We start from the raw sequence: 12,099 nt of genomic DNA on the forward strand, positions 1-12,099 counted from the left end.
GCCGGCTGCCGGTGGCGCGCAGCGCGACGGCTGGGAGGCGCGGGCGGCCATCCTCCGCCTCGCCGAGGAGGCGGGCCCGGACGAGAACCTCCGCACCTTCAGCGATGCGCTGATGGCCCGAGCGAAGGATCAGCACGAGCCGACGATGCGCACGGTCACGCTCTCGACCCTGCACGCCGCGAAGGGACTCGAGTGGCCGCACGTCCACCTCGCCGGTTGGGCGGAGGGGGCGCTGCCGATCTCGTACGCCACGGGCTTCGAGGCGATCGACGAGGAGCGTCGTCTCGCCTATGTCGGCGTCACGCGCGCCGCGCGTACCCTCGCGGTGTCATGGTCGCGCTCTGCGGGACGAGGGGAGCGGGCTCCGTCTCGGTTCCTTGCGGAGATAGGAACGACAGCTCGCGGCACCGGCATTCTTCGTGAAACGTCACCGAACGCCACACGTGGTGGCCGTCGGCGCTGACCTCGACGAACGAGCCCGACACCGAATCGGTGAGAAGCAGCTTCGCGCTGAGTCGAGCCGCATCGGCGATGCGCGCGACGCTGATCGGCCCGGCGGATCGGCCGATCAGCTGCGCGTGCATGCGCGGCCATGCGGTGTCTCGGTCGCGTTCGTGCTCGTCGCGACACGACAGGCAGGGTGACTCGCCCGGCACGACGAGGGGGCCGACCGTGGTGCGCCCCCGCTCCAGCGCGACGGGCAGATGCGGAGTGTCGTCGCGAAGGTAGCGCGCGAACTGCAACGCCGCGGCAGCGCCCTCGATGAGGACCACGCCGATGTCCTCGGCCGCGGTCCGCTCGCCCTGCGCGACCCCCTCGTCGATCAGCGCTTCACGCAGACGGAACTCGCAGCGCGCGTCGCGCACGTCGATGCTCTCGACCCACGCGGCTCTCGGCGGGGGAGCGTCGTCGACGAGGAGCGGTTCCAGACGCGCGAGGAGCAGGCGCGCCTCCCCGCGGGGCGCGCCCACGGAATGGGCCACCACGTCGAACGCTCCTCGACGGAATCCCGTCGCCATCCTGCCGACGAGCAGCTCGACCCACGGGGCCGATGCGGGAATCCGCAGAGTGCCCTCGATGCCGATCTGCAGCGTCTCGCCGTCGCGCCACAGCAGAGGCACATCAGGATCGAGGCGAGTGAGGACCTTGGGCGTCAGCGGAGACATCCCTCGATTCTGCGTACTCTGCCGCGTGTGTTGGGCGCCCGCACAGCATCCGTGGAGAACTCCCCGCGGTGCGACCGCGCATCACACCGGGCGGTCGCCCCCGGGCCCCTCGTCTTCGCCCTGCTCGCCCGTATCGGCGGCCCCGGAGCCGTCGCTCGAGAAATCGTCTCCGTCGAGCAGGCGTGCGAGGGCTTCGTCGAACTCGTCGGCCACAGGCTGCTCACCGCGGGCCCTGGCCTGCAGACGTGCGACGAGCGCGGACGGGTCGTCGATGTCCTCGGACGTCGGCATCAGATCGGGGTAGTCCCAGAGAGCGTCGCGTCCCTCGGTGCCGACGGCATCGGTCACCGCCTGCCACATCGCGGATGCCTCCCGCAGGCGACGCGGACGCAGCTTGAGCCCCACGAGCGCGCCCAGCGCGTCTTCGGCCGGACCGCCCACCGCTCGTCGGCGGCGCGCCGCTTCGGCGATGCGCGCACCGTCCGGAAGACGAGAGGTCGCCTGCGCCGTCACCACATCGACCCAGCCGTCGATCGTCGCGACGAGGTTCTCGAGCCGTGCGAGTGCCTCGCTCTGTGCCTCGCTCTGCGTGGGCAGCAATGCACCGCCCTCGATCGCCGCGCGCAGCTCCTCGGGGTTCGACGGATCGAGGCGGCTCGCCACGTCTTCGAGCGCGTCGACATCGACCGTGACGCCCCGGGCGAAGTCGGTGATCTGCGCCATCACGTGCAGATGCAGCCACTTGGCATGACGGTAGAGCCGCGCATAGGCGAGCTCCCGCGTCGCGAGGTAGAGCGTGATCTGGTCTTCGGGGATCTCGAGCCCCTCGCCGAAGGCGGTGAGGTTCTGCGGGATCACGGCGGCGGTGCCGGCCGGCAGCACCGGGATGCCCACATCACCGCCCGAGACGACCTCGAGCGACAGATTGCCGAGCACCTGGCCGAACTGCGCCGCGAACACGGATCCGCCGAGACCGCGCATCAGCTTGCCCGCTCCCTGCACGAGTCCGCGCATGTCCTCGGGCACCTGGGTGTCGAGTGCGCTCGTGAGGGCGTCGGCGATGCTCGTCGACACGGGCTCCGCGATCTCCTTCCACACCGGCAGCGTCGCTTCGACCCACTCGCCCCGGGTCATGGCCCTCGGGGTCTCGGCGAGCTCCGAGATGGTCGTCGCCTCGCCGAGCCAGAGATCCGCGAGTGCGAAGGAGTCCGTCAGCGAGGTGCGAGAGCCGTCGGTGATGCCGAGGCCGTCGCGGTTCGCGATGTGCAGCGCCTGGCGGAGGGAGTTCTCCCAGGCGTCGCCGCCGCCGAAGGCGCCCTGGAGCTGCGCCATGATCGTCTGCATCATCGCCGGGTCCAGCTGGAGCCCGTCCATCCCGGAGAACGCGTTGCGCAGCGCCTCGGGATCGATGTCGCCGGCTCCCTGGCCGGACATCATTCGTCGGAGGAACTCCTCGAAGTCCTCGGGGGTCGGATCGTTGTCTGCCATCGCTGTCGCCTCTCAGCACGTCTGAAGCCGTGGCCTCTACGCTAGTCACAGGAGCGCCCGCGAGACCCCGAACGCGGACAGATCGCTGTACGCCGCTCGCGAACGACGGAGGAAACCTGTGGATCGAACCCGGCCTGTGAGGCTCGGACTCGGAGTCTGGGCGCTGGTCGTCGCCCTGGTCGCACTCGTGGTCCTGACGTTTCTGCCGACGCCGTATGTGATCCAGCGACCGGGGCCCGTGTATGACACCCTCGGCACCGCGGCGGATGCAGACGGCGAGCAGGTTCCCCTGATCAACATCGAAGGTGCGGAGACGTTCGAGACCGCGGGCACCCTCGACCTCACCACCGTGCAGGTCGTGGGCAACCGGGAGCGCACGCCCAGCTGGTTCGAGCTCGCCCTCGCATGGATGGACTCGTCGCGAGCCGTCGTCCCGCTCGACTCGGTCTTCCCCGAAGGCGTCACCACCGAGCAGCGCGACGAGCGGAACGCCACGCTCATGGTCGACTCGCAGCACGAGGCCACAGCCGCAGCCCTGAACGCCCTCGGCTACGACACGGGCGCTCAGGTCACGGTCGTCGACGTGCTCGAGGACTCACCGGCGCAGGGCTCTCTCGAGAGCGACGACGTCGTGACCGCCGTCGACGGGGTTGCGGTCGACTCGGCGAAGCAGCTCCGTCAGGCGATCCAGGATGCCGGGGGAGACCCTGTGGTGCTCACGGTGCTCCGCGCCGGCGAGGAGCAGACCGTCGAGGTCACGCCCGAGAAGCAGGTCGAGGGAGACGTCACGACCTGGCTGATCGGTGTCACCCTGCGAACCGATTACGACTTCGAGATCGACGTCACCCTGCAGCTCGACAACGTCGGCGGACCCAGTGCGGGAATGATGTTCGCCCTGGGCATCGTCGACACGCTGACCCCGGGCGAGCTGAACGGCGGCGAGAACATCGCGGGCACCGGCACGATCGAAGCAGACGGAACGGTGGGACCCATCGGCGGCATCCGCCAGAAGCTCTACGGTGCACGTGATGCCGGCGCGGAGTTCTTCCTCGCGCCGCAGTCGAACTGCGGCGAAGTGACCGGTCATGTCCCCGACGGGCTCACCGTGATCAGCACCGAGACCCTCGATGACTCGCTCACCGCTCTCGAGGTGATCGCCGACGGTGGCGACCTGGAATCGCTCCCGACCTGCGACGTCGTGACCTCGCCGTGACCGGGATGACAGCCGCAGCACAGTAAGGGATGCCTAGGATGGGACGGTGACCTCGACTTCTGCACCGAACCCGGCCACTCCTCGAACCTCGCGAAGAATCTTCGGTATCTCGTTGGCGATCATCGCCGCGCTGATCGCCGTCTTCTTCGTCTTCGCGTCGTTCTACACCGAATTCCTCTGGTTCGACCAGGTGGGCTTCGCGGGAGTTCTCACCACCCAGTGGTTCGCCACGGCGGTGATGTTCGTCGTCGGGTTCCTCGGCATGGCGGTGCCGCTGTTCGTCGCGATCCAGCTGGCATACCGCCTGCGGCCCGTCTACGTGCGGCTCAGCTCGCAGCTCGACCGCTACCAAGAGGTCATCGAACCTCTTCGTCGTCTCGCCATGTGGGGCATGCCGATCTTCTTCGGCCTGTTCGCCGGGTTCTCGGCCGCGAGCCAGTGGAAGACGGTCTGGCTGTGGGCGAACGGCGTCGCCACCGACACCCTCGACCCGCAGTTCGGCCTGGACACCGGGTTCTACATGTTCGCGGTGCCGTTCTACTCGATCCTGCTGGCATTCGTGTCGGCCGTGCTGCTGCTCACCCTGATCGTGACCGCCCTGGTCTCGTACCTCTACGGCTCGGTCCGCATCGGCCAGGGCGAGCTGCGCATCTCCAAACCCGCTCGCATCCAGCTCGCGATCATCGCCGGTCTCTACCTGCTGGTCCAGGCGGCGAGCCTGTGGCTCGACCGCTACAAGACGCTCTTCGCGCAGGACGACCGCATCGTCGGTCCTGCCTACACGGGCGTCAACGCGACGATCCCCGGTCTCGCGATCCTCGCGATCATCGCCGCGCTCGTGGCGATCCTCTTCTTCGTCACGGCCGTCATCGGCCGCTGGCGCTTCCCGCTCGCAGCGACCGCACTGCTGATCGTCGCTTCGCTGGTCGTGGGGGTCGGGTTCCCGTGGGCCGTGACCACCTTCCAGGTGCGCCCGAACCAGAACGCCTACCAGGCCGAGTTCTACCAGAAGAACATCGACGGGACGAAGGAGGCCTACGGCGTCGCGGACCTCGAGACCACGCCCTTCGAGGCCGAGACCGATGCCGAGGCCGGTCAGCTGCGAGAGGACGCGGAGACCACCGCGTCGATCCGCATCGTCGATCCCGCCGTGATCAGCCCTGCCGTGCGCCAGCTCGAGCAGTATCGCGGGTACTACCAGTTCCAGGAGAACCTCGACGTCGACCGCTACGAGATCGAGGGCGAGATGCAGGACACCGTCGTCTCGGTGCGCGACCTCGACATGGAAGGCGTCGACGTCACCAACTGGAACAACCGTGCAGCCGTCTACACGCATGGCTATGGACTCGTCGTCGCGGCGGGAAACCAGCGCACGCCCGACGGTGAGCCGGTCTTCCTCGAGCGCGGGATCCCCTCCGCAGGATTCCTCACCGAGCAGGAGGAGTTCGAGCCCCGCGTCTACTTCGGCGAGAACTCGCCCGAGTACTCGATCGTCGGGTCTCCGGACGGCACCGATCCCGTCGAGATCGACTATCCGCGTGGCAAGGACGGTTCGACCGAGACCAAGACCACGTTCGAAGGTGAAGGTGGGCCGGCGATCGGCAACACGTTCACCAAGCTCCTCTACGCACTGAAGTTCCAGTCCGAGCAGATCCTCTTCTCGAACCTGGTGAACGAGGACTCGCAGATCCTGTACGACCGTGACCCGAAGACTCGCGTGCAGAAGGTCGCGCCGTACCTCGAGCTCGACAGCGACCCGTATCCGAGCGTGGTCGACGGACGCGTCGTCTGGATCATCGACGGCTACACCACGAGCGCCACGTACCCGTACTCGACGAGTGTGAGCCTGTCCGAGGCGATCGCCGACTCGAACATCCCCTCGCCGACGCTCGCCATCGATGAGATCAACTACATCCGCAACTCGGTCAAGGCCACGGTCGACGCCTACGACGGATCGGTGACGCTCTACGCCTGGGACGAGGAGGATCCCGTGCTCCAGAGCTGGCAGAACATCTACCCGTCGACTCTCAAGCCGGTCAGCGACATGTCGTCCGACCTGATGAGCCACGTGCGCTATCCGACCGACCTGTTCAAGGTCCAGCGCGATGTCCTCGGGATCTACCACATCGACACGGCAGGTTCGTTCGCGCAGCAGGACAACCGCTGGCAGACGCCCAACGACCCGCGCAGCGACGCGGTGCTCCAGCCGCCGTACTACCTGACGATGCAGATGCCAGGTCAGGATTCGCCCCGGTTCTCGATGTTCTCGACGTTCATCCCGTCGGCGACCGGGAGCGGTGGCAACCGCGATGTGCTGATGGGCTACCTCGCCGTCGATTCGGACGCAGGGTCCGAAGCCGGCGTCAAGGCCGAGGGATACGGGCAGCTCAGGATGCTCGAGATCGACACCGACACGACGGTGCCCGGTCCCGGTCAGGTGCAGAACACCTACAACTCCGACACGGCCGTGGTGCCGCAGCTCAACCTGCTGCAGCAGGGTGAGTCGGAGGTCCTCTACGGAAACCTCCTGACGCTGCCGGTCGGCGGTGGTCTGCTCTACGTGCAGCCCGTCTACGTGCAGTCGTCCGAGGGCACCAAGCTGCCGCGACTGCAGAAGGTCCTCGTGGCCTTCGGAGACAAGGTCGCGTTCGAGGACACGCTCACCGCGGCGCTCGACACCCTCTTCGGTGGTGACTCCGGCGCGACGGGTGGCGACGATCAGGTCGAACCGACCACTCCGGATCCCGACACCGGTGAGGTGCCGACCGAGCCCACGGAGCCCACCGTGCCGACCGACGTCGAGGCCGAAGCGCTCGCGGCAGCCCAGCAGGCGCTGACAGATCGTGAGGCCGCTCTGAAGGAGGGCGACCTGACCAAGTTCGCCGAGGCTGACAAGAGGCTCACGGATGCCGTGAACACCCTGCTCGGACTGGAAGCGGATTCGGGGGAGTAGTCGCCCCTCCAGTGCCTGATGCCGCCCCTCCCCGAGGGGCGGCATCAGTCGTCTCCGGACGGATCCTCGCAGCAGTGCGCCCGGGTACGAGGGCAACAGCAGCGGAGACGACAGGAGGATCCGGCTCGAGGTCAGTCCGCGTCGTACTGGCAGGTGACCGAGCCGGTGCCGCTCTGCTCGACGACCAGCTCGCCGTTCCACAGGATCTGGCAGCTGACGGCTGAGTCGGTGTCGTCATCCGGCGCCTTGACGGTGATCTCCGCCGAATCGCCGGTGGTCGTGTACTGCTTCCATCCGCTGGAGGACCACTCCTCGTCATACGACCGCGTGTCATCGGCGTAGAGCACCGTGAAAGTGGGTCCGCCCGTGGCCCGCACCTGAACCTGGGTGAGGCCGTTGCCACCGAGGACGCCGACCGCCATCACGACGATCAGCGCGAGATCGACGACCAGTGCGACCGTAGCGACGACGACGGCCGCCGTTCCCGCGCGAGATTCCCGAGAACGTCGGCCACGGATCCCCAGGATGAGAGCGATGACCGCGAGGACCGCAGCCCCCGCGGCGAGCGGGAGCAGGGCAGCGATCGGGAGGAACAGCATGATCAGCGCGGCGGAGAAGAGGAGCGCGAAAGCGCCGATCCAGATGCCGACGATCGCGCGTCGAGGCGGATCGGTTGCGGGCGCGGGACGGCGCTCAGCGGCGGTGTCAGGTGTCTGCGTCATGATGAGCCTCCGGTCGTTGATGCCCGCCGACCGTGCCGCCGTCGACGTTCGCGCCGTTCGGGTGGACAGTCTAACCAGTCACGCCGCGCCCTGCCCGTTGTCGTCCTGCCCCGCGCGAAAGAGGCGAGGAATCGATAGTCTCTCTGCGGGGCGTGGCCATGGCGTTCGAGAGGACGTGCGGCCGACACCTCAGTGACATCGAGACTGGAGGGGATCGAGACATGCCTGACTATTCGGAGCTTTCGGACATCATCGGCCAGATGAAACTGGCCGCGATCGACTGTTTCATGGCGGATCAGGGCTTTCACCCGAACTGGGGGAATGACCAGATCTATGCGAAGTGGGGCTTCATGCTCAACTTCTACAATCGCCCGAATGCCGCAGGGGAGGGCGGCGGTGACGGCAACGGCGTGAACCACTCGGTCGCACCCGCGTTCGATGAGATCCGAGCGGCGATCGACTCGCGGGTCTCCAAGTGGCTGAACCTTCCGGACGGAGGCGACGCGTGCGAAACCCCGGCGAGTGCGACCTCGGCGGCGGCGGCGATCCTCGGCACTTCCGGCGCCGGCGCATCGGTTCAGAACACCGGCGCGATCGCGACTGCCAGCGACTCGGTGCACGAGATGATGGCCAATCAGATCGAGGGCAGCTTCAAGCCAGCCTTCATCGACAAGTACTACATCCAGTTCCAGTCCGTCACTCACGGTCTGGGGGATGCGTGCGTCATCCTGCAACTCAACTACAGTGCTCAGGCGGCCATGTGGCCTGCCGCGCGACAAGACGTGGTGTCGATCTGCGACAGCGCGCGCGCCGCATGGGATCAGAAGGCGGGCAACGCGGCAGCCGCCAACGGCACGCTGGTGCTCACCGTGGTCGGGGCGGTCGCAGGGGTCGTCTCCGCCGTCGTGACAGCGGGTACCGGGACAGTGGCCGCAGCGGCCGTGCTCGCAGGTATCGCGGGAGCGGTGAGCAGCGGCGTGCAGGGGATCGCACGGGACGTCGTCATCTCCGGCAACACCTACTCCGACATTCTCGATTCGCTCGATGAAGCACTGACGAAGCTCGATCAGGCGCTCGAGAAGCAGGAGCAGAAGCTCAATGACGCGATGACCGAAGCAGCGAGCATCATGCGCTCCGACAACTCCACGTACAACCTCGATGCATTCGCTCTCGGGCCGTACCCTCTCGGCGACGGCACGATGAGCATGGACAGGAGCAACGCGACGGTGGTGTCGAACAGCATGGGCAGGATCGATACGGAGCTTGCCAGTGCGGCAGCGACGCTCGGCAGCGCGCCGGGTGCGAACCCGACCCCGCGAAACGCCGGGGTCGGACGCTCCTCGAACGGCACCCACTACGCCGCGAGCGATCTCTACACGCTGACGGCGCGTTGCCTCGCCCTCACCGTGGCCGAGTACGCCCGAGGTCATCAGCTGTTCGACGCGACGGTCGAGGACTACTTCTCGTCTGATGCGGCGGCTTCGCAGGAGGTTTCGCGCCTCCTCGCCGAAGAGATCCTCAGCGCGAACCTGGGGGTGTGAGCTGATGGAGAGTCGTCATCTCGGTCCGATCACCCTCGACGGCGGACCGGGCGGTGGCGCCATGAACGGCTCGGTGTCGTTCGGAGGGAAGGATGTGCAGGCGCGCATCGAGATCGATTATCCGGATCGCTTCGATGAAGGCGTCCTGAACGACGTCGACATGGTGCTCGACAATCTGGCGTTCCTCGACGAGATGGGGCGTACCACCATCGAAGAGGGGCTGCGCCGCGACAGCTCCTCCGCGGCCGGCGTCTTCCAGACGTGGGAGCGGGATCGAATCGGCGCCTCGACGGACGATTTCCTCGAGAGGCTCGCGCTCGCGCGGGTGCTCATCCTCCCGGACGGCGGATCCGCCAACAGGGACCGCGTCGTGATGACGTACACCGTCGACGACACACCGTCGCTCGAGAGCATCAGGGTCAAGTTCGTGGAGCCCACAGGCCCGGAGCTCACCCGCAGCTACCGCTGAGTGCCTGCCGCAGCCGAGTGCTCTCCATGAGCCTCGGCTGCGGCACGGTGAGCATGGGGATGCGAAAAAGCCCCTGATCTGGATTTCTCCCGATCAGGGGCTTTCGTGTGTCGCATTCTCGTTGCGGGGACAGGATTTGAACCTGCGACCTCCGGGTTATGAGCCCGGCGAGCTACCGAACTGCTCCACCCCGCGGCACGTTTTATAGCCTAACACGGGAATCGGGAGTCCGCGAATCGAGGCCGCCGCGCACCCCATGGGGAAGGATGTGAGCATGACCGAGACCGCATCCGCCGCCGTTCCCGTCGCCGTCTGCCAGTTCGCACCCACCGCGTCGAGAGAGGGCAACCGCGACCGCATCGCCGCGATGACCGTGGAGGCGGCGTCCCGTGGCGCACGGTTGGTCGTGTTCCCCGAGTACTCGAGCTACTTCGTCAACCCGATGGATGAGACCCTGGCAGCGAACGCCGAGGCGCTCGAGGGCGAGTTCGTGTCGACTCTCACCGCTCTCGCCGCGGATCACGGCGTCGTGATCGTCGCGGGTCTCGTCGAGCGGGCCTCTGATGCTCGCCATGTGCACAACACGGTGGTGGCCGTGCGTGGCGACGGAATCCTCGCGACCTACCGCAAGCAGCATCTCTACGATGCCTTCGGTCAGACGGAGTCTGACTGGATCGAGGCCGGCGAGCTCGGGCCGGCCACCTTCGAGGTCGCCGGCATCCGCTTCGGGCTCCTGACCTGCTACGACCTGCGCTTTCCTGAGGTCGCGCGCACTCTCGTCGATGCGGGTGCCGAGGCGCTCGTGGTGCCGGCCGAGTGGGTGCGCGGCCCGCTCAAGGAGCACCACTGGACCACGCTTCTCGCCGCGCGGGCGATCGAGAACACGACCTATGTCGTCGCCGCCGACCATCCGACTCCCGTCGGGGTGGGGCACTCGCAGATCATCGACCCGCAGGGCGTCGTGATCGCCGGGGTAGGGGTGCACGACGGCATCGCGATCGCCGCAGTCGAGCGCGCGGCGATCGATCGTGTGCGCGAGACCAATCCGTCGCTGCGCGTGCGCCGCTACGCGGTCACCCCGCGCTGACGCCCCGGTCGACTCAGAAGCCGGTCGCCAGGCGCCGCGCGGCCTCTTCGAGGACATCGACGCGCTTGCATGCCGCGAAGCGCACGAGACCAGCGACGTCGTCGTGATGCGCCTCGGCGACGAACGCCGTGAGGGGGATCGCGACGACGCCCGCGCGCTCCGGGAGCTCCCGACAGAACCGCGCGGCGTCCGATCCGCCCAGGGCCGTGGCATCGGCGACGGTGAAATACCCGCCCTGCGGGGCGAACACCGTGAATCCGGCCGCTTCCAGGCCGGCTCCGAGGATCTCGTGCTTGCGGGCGAGCGCCGACGCGGCTTCTGTGAAGTACTCGTCGCCGAGTCGCAATCCGACGGCGACGGCCGGCTGCAGCGGCGAGCCGTTGACATACGTCAGGTACTGCTTGACCGTCAGGACCGCGGTGATGAGATCGGCCGGGCCGTGCACCCAGCCGATCTTCCAACCGGTCGTCGAGAACGTCTTGCCGGCGGAGGAGATCGTCAGAGTGCGCTCGGCTGCTCCCGGCAGAGTGGCGATCGGAGTGTGCGGGGTGTGGAACGCGAGGTGCTCGTAGACCTCGTCGGTGACGATCACCGCATCGTGCTTCTCGGCGAGACGGACGACCTCGCTCAGCACCTCGCGATCGAACACGGCACCCGTGGGATTGTGCGGGTCGTTGACCAGGATGATGCGCGTGCGGTCGGTGACGGCCTCGGCGAGCCGGTCGAGGTCGGGCTGGAACGCGGGTGCCCTGAGCGGCACGGTGCGCAGGCGAGCGCCGGCCAACGCCACGGCCGCGGCGTACGAGTCGTAATACGGCTCGAAGACGACCACCTCATCGTCCGGACCGTCGATCAGCGCGAGGACTGTCGCGGTCAGAGCCTCGGTCGCACCGGCCGTGACGATCACCTCGGTGGCGGGATCGACGTCGAGTCCGTAGAAGCGACGCTGATGTTCGCTGATCGCCGACAGCAGATCGGGAACACCGCGACCGGGCGGATACTGATTCGCCCCGCGCGCGATCGCATCACGCGCGGCCTCGAGCACCTCGGTGGGACCGTCCTCGTCGGGGAAGCCCTGGCCGAGGTTGATCGCCCCGGTTCTGGCCGCAGCAGCCGACATCTCTGCGAAGATGGTGGGCGCGACGGTTCCGTCGGATGCGAGCAGACCGGCTCCCGCTGCCGTGCGCCGCCATGCGCCGGGGATGACACTCATGAAGAACAGGCTAAGGCCATAGGTGAAACTCATCTTCGCCATACGAAACGCACAGATACACACGTCACTCTGAAGGGGCGTTGTTGAAGGAGCACACCATGAACGAAGACAGCACCCAGGACCACTCGGTACCCGCGTCGCACGACGCCGTGCCGTCCACCGAGGCAGCAGAGGCCGTCGACCGTTCGACGACCCCGGCCGCCGCCGAGACCCCGCGCGCCGCTGCCCCGGCGAACGTCGGCCAGGG

Annotated in this window: 9 protein-coding genes, 1 tRNA gene and 1 pseudogene; 6 read left to right on the forward strand and 5 right to left on the reverse strand. The window is 67.6% G+C overall.

Translation table 11 applies throughout. The annotated features are described in order from the left end of the window. Positions 1-112 precede the first annotated feature (112 nt). Positions 113-280: pseudogene (locus tag RTM68_RS18975) on the forward strand (3'-5' exonuclease); the annotation flags it as partial. 19 nt (positions 281-299) lie between these two features. On the opposite strand, the gene RTM68_RS18980 reads toward RTM68_RS18975, so the two are convergent. Both RTM68_RS18980 and RTM68_RS13330 read right to left on the reverse strand, forming a co-directional pair. Next, entirely contained in the window at positions 300-1,166 is an 867-nt protein-coding gene (locus RTM68_RS18980) for a hypothetical protein (protein ID WP_396654232.1), read from the reverse strand. A gap of 81 nt (positions 1,167-1,247) precedes the next feature. Beyond that, on the reverse strand, positions 1,248-2,654 hold the full coding sequence (locus RTM68_RS13330) for a zinc-dependent metalloprotease (protein WP_312171685.1): 1,407 nt from the start codon (positions 2,652-2,654) through the stop codon (positions 1,248-1,250). Positions 2,655-2,772: 118 nt separating this feature from the next. On the opposite strand from RTM68_RS13330, the gene RTM68_RS13335 reads away from it, so the two are divergent. Both RTM68_RS13335 and RTM68_RS13340 read left to right on the forward strand, forming a co-directional pair. After that, complete coding sequence (locus tag RTM68_RS13335) at positions 2,773-3,867, forward strand: PDZ domain-containing protein (protein ID WP_312171686.1); 1,095 nt, start codon at positions 2,773-2,775, stop codon at positions 3,865-3,867. Positions 3,868-3,913: 46 nt separating this feature from the next. After that, positions 3,914-6,820 (forward strand): UPF0182 family protein, encoded by a 2,907-nt coding sequence (locus tag RTM68_RS13340; protein WP_312171689.1) that lies wholly within the window; start codon positions 3,914-3,916, stop codon positions 6,818-6,820. Between the two features lie 131 nt (positions 6,821-6,951). Here RTM68_RS13340 and RTM68_RS13345 read toward each other — a convergent pair whose 3' ends face one another. Further along, positions 6,952-7,542 (reverse strand): hypothetical protein, encoded by a 591-nt coding sequence (locus tag RTM68_RS13345; protein ID WP_312171691.1) that lies wholly within the window; start codon positions 7,540-7,542, stop codon positions 6,952-6,954. 221 nt (positions 7,543-7,763) lie between these two features. Between RTM68_RS13345 and RTM68_RS13350 the strand changes: the two genes are divergently transcribed. Then, complete coding sequence (locus RTM68_RS13350; RefSeq protein WP_312171694.1) at positions 7,764-9,083, forward strand: hypothetical protein; 1,320 nt, start codon at positions 7,764-7,766, stop codon at positions 9,081-9,083. 4 nt (positions 9,084-9,087) lie between these two features. After that, positions 9,088-9,552 carry a hypothetical protein gene (locus RTM68_RS13355; RefSeq protein WP_312171697.1) on the forward strand — a complete coding sequence of 155 codons (465 nt, stop codon included), beginning with the start codon at positions 9,088-9,090 and terminating at the stop codon, positions 9,550-9,552. A gap of 121 nt (positions 9,553-9,673) precedes the next feature. Here RTM68_RS13355 and RTM68_RS13360 read toward each other — a convergent pair. Next, a tRNA-Met gene (locus tag RTM68_RS13360) sits at positions 9,674-9,747 on the reverse strand. A gap of 79 nt (positions 9,748-9,826) precedes the next feature. On the opposite strand from RTM68_RS13360, the gene RTM68_RS13365 reads away from it, so the two are divergent. Beyond that, complete coding sequence (locus tag RTM68_RS13365; protein WP_312171700.1) at positions 9,827-10,639, forward strand: carbon-nitrogen hydrolase family protein; 813 nt, start codon at positions 9,827-9,829, stop codon at positions 10,637-10,639. Between the two features lie 13 nt (positions 10,640-10,652). Here RTM68_RS13365 and RTM68_RS13370 read toward each other — a convergent pair whose 3' ends face one another. Beyond that, positions 10,653-11,852 carry an aminotransferase class I/II-fold pyridoxal phosphate-dependent enzyme gene (locus tag RTM68_RS13370; protein WP_312171703.1) on the reverse strand — a complete coding sequence of 400 codons (1,200 nt, stop codon included), beginning with the start codon at positions 11,850-11,852 and terminating at the stop codon, positions 10,653-10,655. Between the last annotated feature and the right edge of the window lie 247 nt (positions 11,853-12,099).

Source organism: Microbacterium sp., from assembly GCF_031988965.1.
GTDB lineage: Bacteria > Actinomycetota > Actinomycetes > Actinomycetales > Microbacteriaceae > Microbacterium.